Annotated in this window: 19 protein-coding genes; 7 read left to right on the top strand and 12 right to left on the bottom strand. The window is 32.2% G+C overall.

Translation table 11 applies throughout. The annotated features are described in order from the left end of the window. Positions 1-222 precede the first annotated feature (222 nt). Genes LI951_RS14225 through LI951_RS14235 form a run of 3 tightly spaced genes read left to right on the top strand, consistent with a single transcriptional unit; the run spans position 223 to position 1,124 of the window. On the top strand, positions 223-414 hold the full coding sequence (locus LI951_RS14225) for a hypothetical protein (RefSeq protein WP_229442675.1): 192 nt from the start codon (positions 223-225) through the stop codon (positions 412-414). Between the two features lie 24 nt (positions 415-438). Next, positions 439-714: a hypothetical protein gene (locus tag LI951_RS14230; protein WP_229442677.1), complete on the top strand. Its 276-nt coding sequence runs from the start codon at positions 439-441 to the stop codon at positions 712-714. Then, positions 711-1,124, top strand: a complete 414-nt coding sequence (locus LI951_RS14235) for a hypothetical protein (RefSeq protein ID WP_229442679.1) — start codon at positions 711-713, stop codon at positions 1,122-1,124. Before LI951_RS14230 ends, LI951_RS14235 begins: the two co-directional genes overlap by 4 nt. A gap of 347 nt (positions 1,125-1,471) precedes the next feature. Here LI951_RS14235 and LI951_RS14240 read toward each other — a convergent pair whose 3' ends face one another. The 11 genes from LI951_RS14240 to LI951_RS14290 all read right to left on the bottom strand — a co-directional run bounded on the left by LI951_RS14240 (position 1,472) and on the right by LI951_RS14290 (position 14,294). Then, positions 1,472-2,302: a YecA family protein gene (locus LI951_RS14240; protein WP_229442680.1), complete on the bottom strand. Its 831-nt coding sequence runs from the start codon at positions 2,300-2,302 to the stop codon at positions 1,472-1,474. Then, positions 2,286-2,810, bottom strand: a complete 525-nt coding sequence (locus tag LI951_RS14245) for a hypothetical protein (RefSeq protein WP_229442682.1) — start codon at positions 2,808-2,810, stop codon at positions 2,286-2,288. The genes LI951_RS14240 and LI951_RS14245 overlap by 17 nt, the downstream gene beginning before the upstream one ends. A gap of 262 nt (positions 2,811-3,072) precedes the next feature. Further along, complete coding sequence (locus tag LI951_RS14250) at positions 3,073-7,110, bottom strand: hypothetical protein (protein ID WP_229442684.1); 4,038 nt, start codon at positions 7,108-7,110, stop codon at positions 3,073-3,075. Positions 7,111-7,141: 31 nt separating this feature from the next. Further along, entirely contained in the window at positions 7,142-7,579 is a 438-nt protein-coding gene (locus tag LI951_RS14255; RefSeq protein WP_229442686.1) for a hypothetical protein, read from the bottom strand. Positions 7,580-7,793: 214 nt separating this feature from the next. Beyond that, the gene (locus tag LI951_RS14260; protein WP_229442688.1) at positions 7,794-8,360 is read right to left on the bottom strand and encodes an antirestriction protein ArdA; all 567 of its coding nucleotides are present in this window, start codon (positions 8,358-8,360) and stop codon (positions 7,794-7,796) included. A gap of 37 nt (positions 8,361-8,397) precedes the next feature. After that, positions 8,398-8,634 carry a hypothetical protein gene (locus LI951_RS14265; protein ID WP_016633607.1) on the bottom strand — a complete coding sequence of 79 codons (237 nt, stop codon included), beginning with the start codon at positions 8,632-8,634 and terminating at the stop codon, positions 8,398-8,400. Beyond that, on the bottom strand, positions 8,631-8,963 hold the full coding sequence (locus LI951_RS14270) for a hypothetical protein (RefSeq protein ID WP_229442690.1): 333 nt from the start codon (positions 8,961-8,963) through the stop codon (positions 8,631-8,633). Before LI951_RS14270 ends, LI951_RS14265 begins: the two co-directional genes overlap by 4 nt. 2,267 nt (positions 8,964-11,230) lie before the next feature. Next, positions 11,231-12,541 (bottom strand): CAP domain-containing protein, encoded by a 1,311-nt coding sequence (locus tag LI951_RS14275; RefSeq protein ID WP_229442692.1) that lies wholly within the window; start codon positions 12,539-12,541, stop codon positions 11,231-11,233. 18 nt (positions 12,542-12,559) lie between these two features. Beyond that, complete coding sequence (locus LI951_RS14280; protein WP_229442694.1) at positions 12,560-13,624, bottom strand: hypothetical protein; 1,065 nt, start codon at positions 13,622-13,624, stop codon at positions 12,560-12,562. 47 nt (positions 13,625-13,671) lie between these two features. After that, on the bottom strand, positions 13,672-14,040 hold the full coding sequence (locus LI951_RS14285) for a hypothetical protein (RefSeq protein WP_229442696.1): 369 nt from the start codon (positions 14,038-14,040) through the stop codon (positions 13,672-13,674). After that, positions 14,037-14,294, bottom strand: a complete 258-nt coding sequence (locus LI951_RS14290) for a hypothetical protein (protein ID WP_229442698.1) — start codon at positions 14,292-14,294, stop codon at positions 14,037-14,039. Before LI951_RS14290 ends, LI951_RS14285 begins: the two co-directional genes overlap by 4 nt. Positions 14,295-14,557: 263 nt before the next feature. On the opposite strand from LI951_RS14290, the gene LI951_RS14295 reads away from it, so the two are divergent. Then, on the top strand, positions 14,558-14,875 hold the full coding sequence (locus LI951_RS14295) for a helix-turn-helix domain-containing protein (protein WP_229442700.1): 318 nt from the start codon (positions 14,558-14,560) through the stop codon (positions 14,873-14,875). A gap of 262 nt (positions 14,876-15,137) precedes the next feature. Here the strand turns inward: LI951_RS14295 and radC are convergent, their stop codons facing one another. Continuing rightward, a complete protein-coding gene (gene radC, locus LI951_RS14300; protein WP_229442702.1) occupies positions 15,138-15,782 on the bottom strand; it encodes a RadC family protein in 645 nt (214 codons plus the stop codon). 187 nt (positions 15,783-15,969) lie between these two features. On the opposite strand from radC, the gene LI951_RS14305 reads away from it, so the two are divergent. Genes LI951_RS14305 through LI951_RS14315 form a run of 3 tightly spaced genes read left to right on the top strand, consistent with a single transcriptional unit; the run spans position 15,970 to position 19,470 of the window. Further along, the gene (locus LI951_RS14305) at positions 15,970-16,602 is read left to right on the top strand and encodes a DUF5710 domain-containing protein (RefSeq protein WP_229442704.1); all 633 of its coding nucleotides are present in this window, start codon (positions 15,970-15,972) and stop codon (positions 16,600-16,602) included. Positions 16,603-16,616: 14 nt separating this feature from the next. Then, positions 16,617-17,768, top strand: a complete 1,152-nt coding sequence (locus LI951_RS14310) for an SIR2 family protein (protein WP_229442706.1) — start codon at positions 16,617-16,619, stop codon at positions 17,766-17,768. Further along, positions 17,743-19,470 carry an ATP-binding protein gene (locus LI951_RS14315; RefSeq protein WP_229442708.1) on the top strand — a complete coding sequence of 576 codons (1,728 nt, stop codon included), beginning with the start codon at positions 17,743-17,745 and terminating at the stop codon, positions 19,468-19,470. Before LI951_RS14310 ends, LI951_RS14315 begins: the two co-directional genes overlap by 26 nt.

Below are 19,470 nucleotides of genomic sequence, written 5' to 3' on the forward strand. Positions count from 1 at the left end.
CCAAAACCAGATAAGGAAATACGCTGAGAAGAAAGCCTGCCCTTTTAAATCGATGATATTGCTTATAATCAGCTGTACAGCATTTAGCCCAAGCAAAAGCCTTAAATGATTGTACTTACCTGGTAACATCGTCAACTTAAGAGAAACTCCAAAAAAAAAGTTGGAGTTTCTCTTTTCTTTTCTCCCAAAATTTTTTACAGTAAAAGAAAAGGGGGGATTTGCATGGCTGTTCCCTATCACAAGCGATTTGATCTGACTGCCCGCTCACTCGGTTCTTCTCAGTTCCATTCCATTGCACGATTCCCTGATTCGCCGAACAGTTTTACCCGGAATCGAAAATTCCCTTTAAAAGAGGTCATTTATTTATTTATTTTCAAACGTGGCCTTACCGCAACGATGGAAGTTTACCACTAGTTAAAACGAAAGGGGGCCTCTGATATGACGCTATCTAAACAAGCCTTTCTTTCACAACAAAAGAAAGTGAATCCCGAAGCATTTCGTTTTTTAAACCAACAGTATCTTTCTCATTTTTATACACACGACACATCAACAACCTGGCACGATTACCTTGTTTTCGCCATTGACGGCAGTCGCATGGAGGTCCCAAATTCAAAAGAAAATCGAGCGTTTTTCAGTCAAAATGGCAATCGCTTTGGTGAAACATCCGTAAGAGTACAAACAAGCGGCTTGATGGATGTATTCAACGTTTTTTGATCAATCTTCAGATTGATTCTCTTCATGTCGGTGAAAAACAACTGGCAAAAAGGAATCTTCTTGCTTCGGAAACGATCCCTTTTCAATCGCCGCGACTGCTGTTGTTTGATCGTGGGTATCCCTCACTGGATCTGATTCATTTTATGGAGAAACATGCGCTCCGTTACTTGATGAGAATCCCTTCAACCATCTATCAAAAAGAACGGGCAGAACTGACCTCTCTTGATGAACCCGTTTTCCTGACCTGTACGTATTCACACTTAAGAACAATGAAACAAGCAGAGCCTGAACTGGCGAAGGCGTTTGAAAAGAACAAGAGCATCATGACCCGTATGATCCAGCTTCCATTGGGAAATGGTCAAATGAACACATTTATGACCAATCTCCCAGCCACGATCCCAAGGGAATAAAGAGCAAACATAATATGAATGGGGAATGCCGATAAATCAACGTTTTTCAACTTATGAAATGCTTGATTTTCATTAAAAATGATATGGTTCCCTACCATTTTCCCTACCAAAAACCCCTTGTCAAATATTAATCTGGCAAGGGACTTTTTTTCTGTATCACTACTTTTCTTAAAATTTGGTTCGATTGTGTGGATTTTGAATGAGATTCAAAATCCTTTAATAGCAATGAATATAGCCTAATCCACATTTCAAAGTTTCAGTGGATTTGAAAGAAATGGAATCAATTTTTAATATTAAAAATAATGCGAGCCGAAATGATCTACTCTATCATCTTAATTTTAAGTCGGTTATTTCCATGTAGGAAGATCCATAGTAAATGGCTTAATCCCCCGAGGATTTTCAGATATAGTAATTTGATAAGAATCAATCAATTCCTTATCTGTTCCTTGACAACAACGTTTATACTTTTTATAGCTACCGCAAGGACAAATATCATTTCTTCCAACTCCATTATAAATACTATTCTTTTTTTTAGTAATTTTAAGATTCCAATCATCATATGGCGACTGGAGAATACTAATCAAAGTAGATAGTCCATCATAATTATACTCTAACTCATTTGGAAAAATGACAGCGAATTTATCTGCTGGATTCTTTACCAATGCAATTGCTACAATTTCTAAATCTGTTACTATTCTGTTAGCTATTTCACCAAAGTAGACCTTTCCTGGAATATGCATACATGCATTTCGTGGTGAAACTATTTTTTTTTGACAAATGCTGCAATATTCAACTTTCTTTATTGATTCTCTACTCATAAAGTACTGATATGGAAATAATTTCTGAAACGACCTAGTCTTTTCTTCTATGAAATCTAATTGCATTTTCCCAAAATTATCTGGAAAATTTCTTCTAACAGCCATAAGCATGCTTTCAATTTTTTCATAAGTGTCCCAAGCATTTTTGTATTCATTATTCTTTACAAAAGAATAGGCTTTTATAAAACTATTTTTTATTGAAATGGCCGTTAAAAATAGCCATATATAGTTTGCACAGTCTACATCATAATTGCTAAGAGCTTCACTTTTCAAACTATTCAATTTATCGATTTTATCTTGTTTGATTATCTCTCTAGCTCTAATAACTTCATATTCAATCTCATCAATTTTGTCTATCATTCTCAAAATTCTCTTTTAGTGATTTCATGGTCTCATCAAAATTTTCTGCTTTGCCTTTATAGGTTATTTTCTTAGAAGTCTTTCCACCATCTTCTTCAAAGATATAAGAAACTTCAACATCAAACTCTTCATTTTTTCTTTTTCGCATTTCCGTGATATAATCTGACACCACATTAATTATTATTGGTAAAACTACTCCACTAAAGACCATAGTCGCTAAATATACAATATCTGAGTGTAATTCTAATTCACCATAATTTTCATCGTCTACAATAAATTCCGCTAGTAATTCTTTACTATCGTCTTGATCTATTAAGAATCTGTAAAAATCCCCTGTCCCTTCAGGATACAGTTCTTTTTCATTGACTGTCCGTGTTGGAATAAGTAACAGTTTGGAGTTATTTATTTGTTCCCGTAAATCTAGATTATTTAATGCTTCACTCTTCTTTTTGAGCTTATTTAAAGATATATCTGTATTTTCTATTTTTATGAGCTTATTAAAATCCATAATAAAATACCTCGCTATATACATTATTTTATAATTTGATTATGATTCAGTAATTATTTTAGACAGTTTCTTTTTCTTGTCTTTTCTAATATTTCCAATACACAAAACATCTTTATCGTCTCTATCTTTTAATGATTTGAGTTTATATCTCTAGATGCGCATAGGTGTCTTATGGCAGTAAACCAATTTCTTCTAAAGAGATGAATTTTTCAAATTAAAGTATTGATTCCAACTGTTGCTGTAACCATTACAAGTTGAATTTTTAATTACTGTGATCCAAATTACCTTCCAAACATACTTGAATCTTCATCCCATTTTCCATTGTATAATCTTGAATGACACTCTGCAATTCAGCGTAACTCATCTCAATATCCACCATAACAATTTCATGAGCATTCATATCACTATTATTAATAGCTATCTGGATGATTTTTTTTAGACTCGCACATTTATTTTCAATTACTTGAATTAATTCCAAATTACGTTCATCTTCTCCAAAAACAGAATATAAATAATTATTCACTTGTGTAATTGCTTGAAATATATTATTAACAATGGATAAACTAAAGCTTTCTGTTTTTTCCGACCATTTTGAATAAATTTCTTTTTCAAAACCATCTTTATAATATACTGATTCAATATTTTTGAAAATATCCATAAGATGGTTAAATATAAATCTTAAATCTCCTTGATTTGCATTATATCCAAGAAAATCAACTAGCAATTTATTATCTATAATCACATTCTTTGACGTTTGGTAAGTCATCATATATTTTTCTATTTTAGATGCATCCATATAAGCAAATTTTTCACTTGCTATTTTATATACTGGTGGAATCTCATAACCACATATAGATTGTTTAATTTCCAAGTACTCAAACTCATTATTCCATAAACTATTTTCAAAAGTATAAATTCCAATATCTGGAAACACTTCTTTAAATGTATCAACTAATATTGTAAAAAAACTTTCATTTTCAGCTATATCAACTGTTATTTCGTAATGGTTCTCAATTCTTTCACAACTTACTACTCCATCAATTTCTTGTATTCTTTGATTCAAGAAATTATTAACTTGTCGTAGATATCTTTTTATATATTCCTTTCTGTTATAAAGGGCACTCCTATCAATTCTAAATTCATTTAAAAATAAGTGTGACCACGCTGAGCTAATAAGTCGAAATCTTGTCAACTCTGTTTCAGAAATGATTTTTACTGATGATAGTGGAAATTCAGTTTCATAAGTTTTACATAGTTTTGGAAGTAGATCACAAGCATCCATCAAATTTATATATGATACTCTAGACCTTTGACTAACTTCTTCTTTTTTTATCCTTTCCTTTAAAAGTACGTGCATATTCTCATAAAAATTAGTTAACTTTTGACTAAAATCTCTCCATATGTTACTAAAATCACCTTTAGACTCTTTATTTTTTTGAAAGCCCAAACTTTCTTCATTATTTTTTTTAGCGGATTCGTGAGGATTTAAACTGTAATTAGCGATGTCAATTCCATATCTATCTACAGAAGTTTTCGGATAAAACAGATGGCTATCATTCAAGATTTCCATTAAATCATTAATTTGATTAACAACAACATTAAGATCGAATCCAATCAAATTTCCCTTCTTATACAAACGATTTAACATCTTATCTATAAGTTTAAATACTTCATTATTTTTATCAATGCAATCTACTAATACTCTATCAACCTCACCCCATGTATCAGCTAATAAATCATAATCATGTAATTTTGAAAACCAACCATTTATTTCCGTAATCCATAGCCAAGGCAATTTTTCTGATTTTATGTTTTTAGCAACTTCAGGAGTTTCTAGATCAGAATGAAGTTTATCTCCAATAAGTCTAACGTCATATTGTTTTTTAGTTATATCTATTCTTCTGAGCGCTCCTACAACTGCCATAATAGATTCATTAGAATATTGCTCAGAAGCTGACTCAGAGTCATACATATTTAATAAATAGAGCACCTCATATTTATTATTTTTTTCACTCAAATAAACTATACTATATTGTTCTTTTAACATTTTTAACAAAAGTGGATAGTATCTATCATATACATCATTCCATTTTTGATATTGAATACCTATAGCTAAATTAAGTAATGCATCCAGTAGTTCTTTTTTATCAGGTAGTTGAAGAGGTAATAATTGCTGTAATTCGTTTAAATACACTCCTCTATTTGCAAACCAAAATAAGCTGTAGCCAACAGAGCTAATTTCGGTTGCTCTTTTCATGCTAATATATGGCAGATTGAGCTTAGATACATTTATAAATTCATCCAGCATAATAAAATTAAGAGTTTTTTGAGGGATTTTTTCAATTAATATTTCTGATTTTTCAACTCTTTCAGGTTGAAATTCACGTAAAAACTCAAAAGATTCTTTCCCGTCAAAATTTGGAATATATCCTGTAATATCACCTAATAGAAAAATAGGGAAATTCCCCGGAGAAAGCTTATCTAACTCCTCTAAAATTGATTTGTTTTTCAAGTAGAGTATTCTCACATCTAGCCATAGCAAAGATTTAATTACACTAGAATATGTTTCCCAGGAATTGAAATGCAAGCACCCTAACAAGTTTATAAATCTACTATTTATTTCATTATCACAATAAAAAGAAACCAATAAGAACAACACGCTAGAAAAGGTTGACTCAATAACACCAAATACAATGTCCTCTTCGGAAATATACAGATAGTTTAAAAGTACTTTTGACAAAATTTTTGCTCTTAGCACATGTAAGCTTTCTATCTTTTTATTCTCATCAGTAACTTTGATTAAATATTCTTGTTCATACAAATAAAGTACTGTGCTAGCTTTATTCAAAGGACATACCCTTATTAACCTTTGAAAATCAATATCTATTCCATATTGACCAGCATAACTAATTATCAGTAAAGCTTTTAACCATTCTTCGGTATAATCTTTTTCATCTGTAATCCTCTTTACTTGAAAACTTAGTCTTTGTTCCAATGTTTCTGAGCTATTTAATAAATACACAAACTCCATCATTGGCCCTTGTTCACCAAAAGCTCTCCAAGCTTCTATGAACGAACGAAAAATAGTTTGTGGATGCATTAAAAAAATAAGTTCCGCTTCTTCTTTGCTAAGTTGAAGATCAATTATTCTTACTGGAGTTTTAGAGCTATCAAAATTTGTTCGTCGGAAGTCCTCTTCTCTAATTGAAACTAGTAACTTAAAATTAGAGCCATATGCATTATGTTTTTCACAAATCCAATTCCAGTTTATATCACGAGGTGAAACATCAAAATAAACAATTAGATTAGTATGTTTTTTTGCGAGTCCATTTAAAGCTATAACAATATCTTGTGCTTGAGATTCACTAGTAACAGATTGAATACACAAAATATCATTTTCAGAATAGAAGTTTTGTAGGTATCTATATGCTAATGTAGACTTTCCTTGTCCCGAAGCACCCTTTATCAAAACAAATTGATACTCATTGAACGATTCGTCAATTTTATCTAACCAATAAGAACGCTCTATATCTAAATTCAATCTAATATGTTGAGGTTGTGCATTTACACCTGCTAAATATTCCTCAGTTAATTGCTTTTCATTTTTTAACTCCTTAAATTCTGTCATTGGAATAAAAGAATTCCCATACTCTTTTGAAACTCCTGATAGCGAAGCTAAGTCTATCCCTATTTGTTGAATTTTTTCTTCCCATAAAATTTTATTAGTATGTTTGGAATACCTCGAAAGACTTGCAACGTATTGAGTAAGGATATCTAAGACAATTTCTGGCGCTGCCATAGTTTCTATAGTATGACTAAAACACTCTTTGATTTGTTGAACTAAAGCTCCTTCATCCACTATTTCAAAAGAAAGCCTATCACTGAGCCAATGTATATCTTCTTTCAAATATCCACTATCAAGTAACTTTTTTTCTATTCTGGAGAATTCAGTCGATGAATTATCAGGAAATTTACTTAACTCTTGTCCTATTTTCCCAAACGAAACAACTTTTAAAGTAACATTCGGATTTTCTTTTTTTATTGATAAACAACGTCTAAAAAAAGAATCCTTTTCTGCTGGACTTAAATCAGACAATGTTAAATTATTAGTCAGATTTTTTATCTGAATGAGCTCATCAGGAGTTCCATTTCTCGTTATTAATAGGTCTTCGACCTTCTCAGGATGCAACTCAAAATTGGAGGGTAATTCAATTAAGCGAGACGCGATATATGTGGTTTGTGATGAAAATCCTTTCCAAGCTGCTTTTGCTCCTATATCAGATTTGACAAAACTATTCATTTTCCTCACCTTTTCTACATTTTTCTGTTACTCAACGACCATGAATCGCATAAATGAAAGTCAAATAGTTAGCAAAATCTCCAATTCTTTGCCTATGCTCAGATATATCTCGTCTAGTTCTATTTAGTACATTATCTTCTAAAAAAAGTTCTTTAGTCCAATCCTCACTATTCCATGCATTTAACTTAAATATGCGCTCCAAAACAATAAAATTATTGAGAACGGTATTATGTTCCATCGTTCTTGAAGAGGCCTTATCTATTTTTTGTTCATTATTCAAATAAATCCATTCAGCACGAGTTGCTGTATATTTTATTGAAGACTGAATAATATCGTTCCAAACTTCTAAGAAGTCATAATTGTTACTATCTGCATTATTTAAGATATCTTCATGAATTTTTATCATTTGAACAAAATCTAGACTCTCTTTCATTTTTAAATAATTTTCGAAAATAGGAAGACCTCGCACATACTCTACCTCCTAACAATTTATAATCATATCTTAACTGTACAAGCTTCGAATACTAATTGCAACGGCAATTTAACAAATCGTTTTTATCTTTGAAGCCATTACTTAGCTAATTTTAACCTTCTTATACAGAGAAAAGACAAAAACGAAAAGAGGCAGTTTTTAAACTAACCCCTAATAATCTAAAATGCTTTCTAAAAAGTCATCTATTTTTTTATAAGATTTCAATATAATAATTAAGTATAAAACTACCACTAGCATTAAGTTCATACTCTCTCCCAATTGATTCATAATCAATATAATTAGTTAAATGCTCAGGAATATCATAGTATCCTGAATCAACTAAAGCATATCCTAGCTTCTCATAATCGTTCATTTCTGTATTATCCAATTCAATAATATTTATGTCAGCATTGCTATCTTCCACAACTACTCTAATTACCTCATCAGGATAACCCATATACTCTTCCAAACTATCATATTTTTCTGCTAATAATCTAGGAGAATCATACTCTTCTATAGAAAATGGGGCGTCATAGTCAGTGATGAAATATTCTTCGTAAGGATAGCCGTATTCGTCTACAAATTCATTACCTATATAGATTGCTTTATAGGCTGTATCTAAGTCATCGCTATCAAAAGGGAAGTGTAGATATACACCTAATAAGACACTTTCATTATAAGCTTTTAAATTAGTTAGATAAATCCAATGTTCACTATCTCCACCAAATCGATGACCGTTTGCTTCTATCATCATGTTGTAAGTGACTAATTTTTCCATACATCTTCCCCCAATATTATCAGACTAGGCAAATTTTTTATGGTAATAACTCATCATCTGTGAAAACCGTATCTGGTTTCCAAATTTTGAATCCTTGTTCAGCATAGCTTTTTTCAGCGCTTAGAAAAAGACATGCTGCAATTGATGAATGACTATCACCAGAATGGATCGCTGCAAATAAGGCATTCTCTTTTGCAACTACATGAACAGTGTTATCACCATTATTAATCCAAAAGATGTCATTAACTTTGGGGTTGTTCGTATCTAGAATCATTGAATCACCTCCTTAAATTTTTGTTCTACTTTAAGTGTAAGTAGTGCTATTTTCCAACGTAATGTGATTACTAGAAAATTCCATTGAGCTCTTTTTACACCTCGTAATGGTCTAATTGCAAAGAACCAAGTAAGAATGAAAATGAGAAGTACAAAATGAATAGGTTGAATAGAATTTGAAGGTGTTGGTTGAATTCGTGGTGAGTAAAATAGAAAATTAATAAATTGAATTAGTTTTATAGTTAGATAAGCGTTAAGGACTAATAAAAATCTTTTTTGAGATTTACGTCCATCATAAGAGTCATTTAATAAAGAAATAAGTCGTTTCATTTTTATCACTACTTTCTTTTTGTTTGTGTATTCACTTTTTTGGCTGTGATTTATCACAGCATTAGCAACAGTAAGCAGTTGCTAATCAACTTATGCTTCACATTGTTTCATATCGAATATCTTTCTTGTGCTCTACAAATTAAACATAGATTTTACAATCATTTTCAATCATTCTTTTGTGTGTAATTACGTTGTGTACATACGTTGTATTTGTTCTATGAAGATGTAATCAATTCTGTTTTATTGTTATCTAAAAATTCAATTTCTTCTGTAGAACGACATATATGTTGTTCCGCTTTTTGTTAGTATTTCACTTGTCGATAGACAATGAAATGCAACAAAAGAGCACCCGCAACGGAGTGAAGGGCAAGACCGAAGAAAAGCTCGTAGAGGTTTTTGTAGTGTCGCAGTGAGGGGGATGGTCAGCTATGCTGACTGGACAATTGAAACGAAGTTTCGATTGTACATACATCCCCCTTATGCTCTTTCCTTGTGTACCTCGATTTTTCAACATGAGGTACCTGCATTAAAAAAACGTTGATATGACGCCATTTACAGCGAGCATCGCTGCAGTGATTTTTAGGTACACCAGGTGCATCAGGTACATTAGCCAAGCTGTAAGCCACATTCTTGCGTTGAGTTGAGGTACCTAATATTGTAAAAATGAGGGGACTTCTGCTGTACAGGGTGTATCGACTGTTTTACAGTAAAATAGCACAGCGTCATGTCGAGGAGTATCAAAAACTTCACTGTATAGGTTATAGGTGTTGCAATATTAGTAAGTTGATTGAGGAAATGCATTTTAGGGCGAGAACGTAGTGACGCCCAGATCGTGCACAAGGCGGTAGCGTAATGCAGTGAAGTATCTTACAATACGTACCGAAGGTGGTAGAGGTTTCGTACCGAAACCTATTATAAAAAAGCTGGCTGCAAGCCTATCAAATTATGTAGTGGGTGTACAAAATGGGAAAGGGCTGAGCCGAATCGGACACTGGAAAGGTTACTAAACAAGTAGCCGAGGCGAGGGGGTTCCCTGCTCATTTTGAAGCCTAGTATCTCATAGCTTTATTGGGCTGACTTGAGCCGGAAAACGTAGTTATACCAGGGGAATAGCCGAAAGGAAGGGAAGGGAACCGAATGAAGTAATGACGGTAAGAATCAAGAGATGAACGTGTCTTATGACAAGGTTCCAATAAAAAAAGAAAAGATGGTTGCTTCTTTAATGATCGTACTCTGATTCACGAGGGAATGGGTTAGTCTGGTATTAAAAAAAGAACCAATCAAAAAATTGGTTTTCGTGTAGTTTTTTCACTAAATTTAGATAAAAAATCTCGTGTGACTATTTTGGGTATTATTTTCAGTCAACACATGCTGTATTTGCGATATATTTTGTTTCTAGGCCATTTCGTTTTCTTCAGAATCAATTTTGTGATCTATATTCTTTAAATAGGTTTCTTTTATTTGGTTTTTTTTAAAATTTATTGTAAGAACTTTTAATTAGAGGGTTCCTTTCGGTTCCCTAGTTTTTTGTCATTTTTGAGTATTTTAGATTTGTTATCTGTGGATAACTTGTTAACGATTTAATCTTTTATGTTCACTTTTTCGTTATTACATTTTGCTCTTACACATAATTTAATGATAAAGGTTCCCTAGTTTGTCCTGATAAATTTGCAACTAGGGAACTTTCACATGTAATTAGGGAACCTTTTTGTAAAAATAGGAACTACTAAATCCTCTTATATCATGCTTAATAGACTATTGTTCCCTTGGTTCCTTTATTTAACCCATTAAATAATAAAAAATAACATGCTCTTTTCGTTAATGTTATGTTATTAGTTATTCATAACCTGTGGATAAGAGAGCAAATTTATTTAAATGGAGTTTGAAAAAAATAGGAACCTTTATACTCAAAGGGAAAAGATGATAACATAACACGATTTTTGGAGCGAGAATACCGTTATTTGAGGATTTTCTTAATATATTATCCCTTAATTTTTGTATGATTTTGCATTTTATCGGTTCCTATTTTTAGGAACTAGTATTTTCTTAGAGCTGTAATCCTTGATATGTCAGTATTTACTGGTTCCTATTTTTTAGGAACCGCATTTCCCATTCATTTTCTGTTTTTTATAATTTTTCGTTATTTTAACGAGAGGTGGATTCATTTCAACAATTTTGAAAATCAGGTGTTGTGGGAAATGACGTGAAACTAACTTTTTTAGAAAAAAAACATTCCCAACGAAAATTCGTTAAGAATGTTTGTATTGTTATTCTGTTGCTGCATATACATACGCTAGATACCAAACTGTTGTGTATTTTGTTTGACCTGTCCATACATCAGTATATGCTTCTTGTTTTGATGTTAAAATCAAGTTCGCTAGCCATGCATTAGGGTCGAGAATATCGAACTTGTGCCCATCTGATAGGAAACCTCCGTATTCGCCTACAATCCCTTCTGCAAGCTTGTCAGCTAGTTTTAAAGCTGCTTCCATTGATTTGACTTCTCGTGTATCAAAGTCGCTCTGGAACGTTGCTAAGTCATTTGTGACATATAGGATATTTGGAAATAGTTCAAGAATGTTTGCTTCTTCTTGTTTTGATTTTTCCGTGTCCCAATGACCTAAGCCATTTTTGTGGTCTTCTGCTTTTGATGCTGCATAATCAACTAATGAGTCAGATACAGCAACTTCTCTTAATCCATTTGCGATGCGATACATATTGATTTTGTCCAGAATAGCTTTGCGTATTGCTTCTTCTGTTACGGTATATGTACCGTTCTTATTTTCTTTTACAAGCTCTTCGACAGTTTTACTGTGATTGAAATCGTTTAATTCATCTTTGATCTCGTCTTTATTGTCAATGACGATTTCACCTGCTTCAGATTCATCTTTTGGTTTGTCTGGTTTAGGTTTTGATTCTTCTGTTTTGTCTTTGTCCTTGTTTTTATCTTTTTCAGGCGTTTTTGAGTCTTCCGTAGACTCAGAAGGTGCTGTTTCTAATGGTAGTGTTTCACTAGGAACTGTTTCAGAGGGTGCTGTCTCACTTGGCAATGTTTCACTAGGGACGGTTTCAGGATTGCTTGTGCCACCACCTGTTAAGTCATTATTTGAGTTATTTGCATTGTTGTTTGCATTTTGTTGTGCTGTGATGGCTTCTGCCTCAGCATCTGCTTGAGCACGTGCATTTGCAGCGTTTGCTAATGCTTGGTTTTGCAGTTCGTACAATTGATTACGTTCTGCGATTCGTTGGTTCATCGGTTCACGGTTGTTGTCGATTGTACGTTGACATTCTGCTTCACGACCGTACCATAATTTATTATTTGGGTCTTTTGCTTGTTGCAAGTAACCTGTCCATAAATCAATTGTTGCTTGGTTTTGATTGATACTTGTGGTTAATGTACTAATTTGTGAATTGTAGCTTACAGCTTCGTTTTCATATTGAGTTATTGAATTTACAGTAGCATCTGATACGCCAGCTACACCGTTCCAAGTTGCAGCGAAAGTAGCTACGGGGGTTAATATGTTTATTATTAATACTGCTAACGTTGTTACGATCGATAGTCTAATTTTTGATTTCAATACATTCAACCCCAATCTCTAATTCTCATATTCTGACCACTGAAGGCTTTCTAAATCATCATAGTCAGATGTATAAATATTTTTGCCATCATATGCATAAAGCGTTCGATTACTTCCAGATAGACTATTTCCTTTAATTCTTGTACTAGAGTTGTTTTCAAAAACGATTGCAAAAATAGGTTTGATATTTTCATTGTCTTTTGTATATCCATCGCTAAGCTCAGAAATGTTAGGAAGTATACATTTTTCTGAAGCAACAGTATGATTACCTTGAACATACTGAACAAATTCGTTTAAATCATCAAAATCTTGTTTTCCAGTTTCAGACCATTCTTTGGACAGTTCATAGACACTTTTATCAATAATATTTTTTGTACTATCTTCACTAAACTCAGCCTCTAAATCATTAGAAACTATCTTATCATTGTCAAAAATTAAATCTATACTTCCCTCAACTACAGCTTCTTTATTAACATCTACTGTTTCATAATTGGGATTTTTGGGATTTCTTTGAGCAGTTATCGTTCCGTCAGAATTAATAAATGGTTGTATACCTAAACTAAACTCTTCAAGCTTTAAGGCAGTCATTTCCCCATATTCCATTCCTAAAATACCAGTAACGTATCGAATATTTGAAACTTCATATCCTAACGATTCCAAACTTTCATTATTATCAGAAATGTAATAACTATCCTCTCTCCCTGTTTCCGTGTGGGTTTCTAAATATTCAATGTAGTTAAAACTACCATCTTCATTAATTTTTATTTTAGCAATGTCGACTTGTTTCATTCCTGCGGCGTCCATCCGAATAGATGACGTACTAAATGTACCCACGAATTGTTTCACATCTGCTGGTTTTGACCATTCATCCCCATTACTTAGTAAGATCTTCTTGGGTAGCGTTAAATTTTCTTGGGTATTACTTTTGCTCTCAGTTTCAGAACTAGTTGAACTATTTTCTAAAGAAATACTCGTAGTAATTTCTTCCTGTTTTTGATGTGACTCACTCTTTGAACTACCACATCCACTCATAAATATCGTAAGTGACAATACAGCCGCCATTAAATAACCATTCCTTTTCAAGTAAATCGTCTCCTTTTTATACAATTTCGTTCTCAGCCAATTAGTTTTTATGTGAAATTATGGTAGCTTTTTCCATCAATAGTATATTGCTCCCACTTATAATAAATTCGACCATCATATGTTTTGAATTCTGTACCCTGAATACTTGCTTGACAACCAACTTGATGTTGCAATTTGGCAAAAGTATTATGGCTGATTGGGAAGTAGATAGCTGGCTTTTTTGAATTTAAGATTCTAATGGTCAAATAGGGACTGTTATCATCCATGTCATAACCAACAAATGATAAATTCCCATTAACACTAATATACCGCCAACCTTCTGCATCTTGCTTATTTCTCACAGGTCTACCTTCATTGAAAAATCCTTTTTTGAGTCCTTTTAGAAATTCTAGTAATAGTCCAAATAAATTTTTCATGATTTTTTCTCCAATGCTTTATTACGAATTTCTTGAGCATGCTTGCTAGAAGCTATTTGAAGAGATTCAACATGCCTAAGATGTTCTTCTAGAAATCGATACTGTATTTCTTTGTTATGAATCTCTGCTGAAAGAACTCCAAGCTGTTTAATAATCTCTTCCATTTCTTTTGTATAGGCAACGGTTTGACGTTCATAGTCACCAATCTGTTTGAAATCATGTAATTCCATCATAAATTCCTCACTTTTGTTCATTTTGAAATACCTACAGATAAATATTTTTCTATGTGAAGTAATTGTGAGCTTGATAAACATCGCTTGGGTAAAAAATGGATACTCATCTTAATATTCCCTCCTTTTTTATTAAATAGCATTGAAAATTCTCTCTCTCCATACTCATATATATTTAAATCTAAAAATAAATACATATATAGCATATTATAGGTTGTATGAATACATTTGTCATCTTATTTTTTTGTCATCGAGGCTATATTATTAAGTAGAGAGAGGGTGATGGTGTGCTAAATGAACGGATATCAGCTCAAATACGGGCTTATCGTACGAACAAAAAAATGACGTTAGCTGAATTAGCTCAATCAACTGGAATAGATGACACATATTTGGGCCGAGTGGAACGTAATGAAATTAATATTACTCTGAATACACTCGATAAAATTATTGTTGGCTTGAAAATGACACCGTCCGAATTTTTTAGTTTTTTAGATTTAGAAAGTGATGACCCCGCATTAGCGCAACTTATGCGAGAAGTCAAAGATTCACCAAAACGTGAACAAATGACTAAGCTGATTGAAAATATCGTCGATTTATCTGAATAGAAAAATTCAAAGATTACAATTTGTAGTCTTTTTATTTTTGTTTAAATCTAAGCAATCATCACTTTCATATGGGCTGAATTAGAGGATTTTTGACGTCGAAAAAAGCCTTGGCTAAAACAGCTAAGGCTAGAATACAACATTTATTTTGATTTGTGAATAGCTCAAAAGTTCATGAATTAATTTCGTTATTAATAAATATTTTTTGAATAAAATTAATTTTAATATACGTGTCAAGTTCTGTCAAATTGTTTAAAAATGATACTTAATTTTCAGCGTAGGAGTAATAAGTCGATTCTCCTAAAATAAGATGATCCAACATTTGTATTCCAATAAGTTCACAAATTTCTGTTAGTCGTGATGTGAATACGGAATCAGCTTCACTGGGCGTTGGATCTCCTGAGGGGTGGTTATGTGCAATGATAATTTGTGCAGCATTATCCCTTATTGCTTCCCGAAAGATGTCCCTAGGGTGTGCAATACTTTGATTTAACGTTCCAATAAATAATGTCCGCCTCCTGATAATTTGATTCTTAGTATTCAAAGTTATAAGAATGAAATGCTCCTGTTCTAAATCACGTGTTTCTTGAATTAAGTGTTGAGCAAGTCCATACGAGCTTGTTATCTTCTCCTTTTTCACACCAAATTGCAAAATACGCTTTGAGAGTTCAAAGCTTGCTTCAAACTGTAATTCCTTATTTGATGAAAACTTGGTACGAACATTTTTTAGATCCGTTAGAACATCTATACTTTCTAATAGTTCAGCTGCTTGTGAAGGTTTTAAATTGAATGAAAGCTCAACTAGCTCTTGGGTACTTAATTCATTAAAGTTTGTTGTTCTTATTCGATCGTTAAACATATTAGAAGTTGTTAGTTGCTTCTTTAGAGTTTTTTCTGTTGTTACTGCCATTGTTCATCATTCCTTTTCTATTTTTTTCACTTCCTATTTTGGCAAGCTAAGCTTGCATTTATGTAATTAGAATCATCCACATACATTTAGAAAAAACTAACAATTTGTATTATGCTCGTGGTAATATAACAGTATATACGTTTTTATAAAAAATAGTCGATCTGTATTCTTTAAAGGAGTGAATAAAATGTTGTATCTAAATGTTCCGTTTAATGAAAAAGATGAAGCTAAAAGTTTATATGCAAAATGGGATAATCAAAAGAAGCAATGGTATGCTACAAAGCCTGAATTTTATTATAAGTTCAGAAAATGGATTCCGGGTAGTATTGTATTCACAAGAGATGTAGGTATTTTAGAAGGAACAACTACTTGTTGGAAATGTAAGAAAAAGACAAAGGTTTTTGCATTTTCAGCAGACTCAACCAATGTCTTTGATGTAACAGAGGATAGATATATAAATGTTATAGATGAGACTGGTTATGACTTGCAATTATGGTCAATTTCTGAAGATATTCCTGAAAAAATAAAAGAAATATTGACTAAAGAATTTGGTTGCAAAATTAAGTATTCAAAAACAGTTAATGATACATATTTTGCAAATGTCTGTAACCACTGCGATAGCTTGCAAGGCAACTATTTTCTCTACTCTGAAGTAGATGGACCTTTTGGCATGTATGGAGATTCAAAATTGCTATTTTATAAATTTAAATTAAAAAATGATTTGCCGTCTTATTTATATCCAGATGCTCAGATATCTCCAAACTATAGGTATATGGATCGTACACAAGCTATAGAAACTAATCATGAAATAAATATATAGAAAGGGTTGTTACAATGTCTACAGAAGAGAAAAATACAGGGTTGTATCATTTTCAAGGACTTAATAATCACCTTGATGGTATTGGTGAAATCAAAGAACAAACTCAAAAAATTGGAATTTTCTTAAAAGAATCCTTAAGGGCAAGTAATTTAGCGGTTTTTATAGGTTCAGGTTGTTCGACACCCGCCATTCCTATGATGGGTGTTACTATGAAAGATATTTTATCTAAACCAGAAAACAAGGATATCGTCGCTAAAGTTAAAGAATACTTAAAAAAAGATAAAGTAGATGGCTTTAATGATATTGAAGGTCTTCTCAACTGGTTACAGAATGGTATAAGCTTTGAGCGTGACAAAACTGCTAAAAAAAAATTAACACTTCTTTTCGAAAAGATAAAGAAAGAGTTTATAGCAACAATTCCTCGATTGAAAGATGAAAAATATAGAAACTCTCCCACAATAGACATCTATACACAATTTTATAAGTTTATTTTTAATTCTAGAAGTATTGAAAGTAGTAAATTAGCCGTTTTCACAACTAACTATGATTTATTTAATGAATTTGCGCTAGAAAATAATAGTTTCTCATATACAACTGGTTTTACTACTGAGCTAAGGCAGTCTTTTGATATTAATAGATTTAAATATCGTCTAGTTGATGATACTGAACGTTATAAAGATAGATGGCAACCAGTGAAGAAAGAGGTAAACTTATATAAAATTCATGGTTCAATAAACTGGTCTCAAGATACACAGGGAATGCTGTGTCAAAATAATAGTGCTACAAATAACATTGTTATTTACCCTACAATGTTGAAACATCAGGAAACCGCACAAACTCCTTATTCAGAACTATTTCGAGAGTTCACTACAACATTACAAAAACCAAATACAACATTAATTGTAGCTGGTTATGGCTTTCCAGATGAACACATTAATAACATTATTTCGCAAAATCTTCAAAATCAAGATTTCAATCTTATAATTTTTGGAGATATAGAAGAAGGCAACATGAAAGAATTCTATGAAAAATATAATAAGCAAAGAAACGTACATGTCATCGGCGGGAAATTGGAAGATGGAAGAAAAGGACATTATTTTGATGTGATAACAAATAAATACTTGTTTAAAGAAAAGTTAGATGAAACAGGTGAAAATGATGCATAACATCGGAAGAGTTATAAGTGTTTCTTATAATAAACTAGTTTTTGAAGTTTCGGATTTTAGCAAACTGAACTATAACCTCTCTGGTCATACTTATATTGCCAAAGGAGTCGTAGACTATGTCACTATAGTCAATGACATCAGTCAGAAGTTTATCTATCAAGTTATTAAAGCCGAGGATAAGGAACAGCCACTATCTAAATTAGAGAATTCTAAATTGGATTACACAGGCAAATTTGATTGCATTCCAATAGGTATTATTCAAAACGAAAAAATAGAATTTAATATGAAACATTATCCTTCATTACAAAACAAAGTGTACTTAACCAGTGAAGATGAATACAAAATGATTTTTGCAATTGATAATTCTAGTGATGTACTGGAGTTAGGACTTATTGAAGAAAAATACAATGCTCAAATTGATTTGTCTAAAATTTTTAACCATCATACCGCTATTTTAGGAAATACAGGATCAGGAAAATCTACTACAATTAGACAGATAATTTCTGAAACAAAAAAGTTTAGTACAAGTAATTTACATTTACACATTCTAGATGTTCATGATGAGTATTCTCAAGCAGCTAACACCAAAAAAATTGATGTCCTTCATGACTATAAAATTAATATCGAAAGTTTAGATTTGCAAGATTGGATAAATTTAGTGAAACCTTCTGACTTAGTTCAATTACCAATTTTGCAAACAGCACTCAAATTGTCCGATGCTTTAAAAAACAGCCTAATTTCAGAAACTTGGCTACGATGTTACCTTGCATTAACCTTGTATAACTTCGTGCAAACGGATGCTGTTGCTAGAAGAACTAAGATTATTAACGTTTTAAATGGTACAGGTATAGATACCAGTGAATATAATGCACAATACGCAAATTTCCAAGGATCATCAGAAGAAAGATTTTTATCGTCTCTAACTCAGCAAATGGAAGCTATGCATCCAGGAGAGATTGAATATTCATTTCTACACGATCAATTGACAGAAAGCGAATACAAAACTGATTCCTTTAAGAATTTATTAGACGGGTTAGAATTTGCATTTTTACTAGAAGAATGTAAAGGAAATGCACAAGCTAGATCACATTGTGGCACATTGGAGACTAGAATAAAAAGCATTCAAACTCGATATGCTACTTTATTATCTAGTAGTGGCGCCCCCACCCCTATTAGTCAAGAACAAATAACTGTATACTCTGTCTCTGATTTAGATGATGATTTATTACTGTTTTTTTCATCTTATTTATTGAAAATTATTTTTGAAAAAAATAAGCATTTAACATTGGATACGAGAGAGATAAATATATTTGTTTTAGAAGAAGCTCATCGATACATTTCTAAATCTAGAGAAAATAGTTCATTTCAAGAAATTGAGCTTTTCAAGAAAATTGCTCGAGAAGGCAGAAAATTTGGCTGCTTTATCTTCTTATCTAGCCAAAGACCGAGTGAACTGTCTTCAACTGTATTATCTCAGTGTAATAATTATCTTATCCACAGAATAAAAAACAATCTTGATTTAGATTATATGTTACGTACTATTCCGTATATAGATTCCAATCAATTAACCAGAATCTCCTATTTACCAAGTGGAACAACATTTATTGTTGGTGAATTGTTCCCTATTCCTGTTGAAGTAAGTGTGTTTGATAATGCACTAAACAACGTTTCTACTACACCAAAAATTTCATTTAGAAACTAA

This window comes from Enterococcus sp. BWT-B8 (assembly GCF_020567625.1).
Classification (GTDB): domain Bacteria; phylum Bacillota; class Bacilli; order Lactobacillales; family Enterococcaceae; genus Enterococcus_L.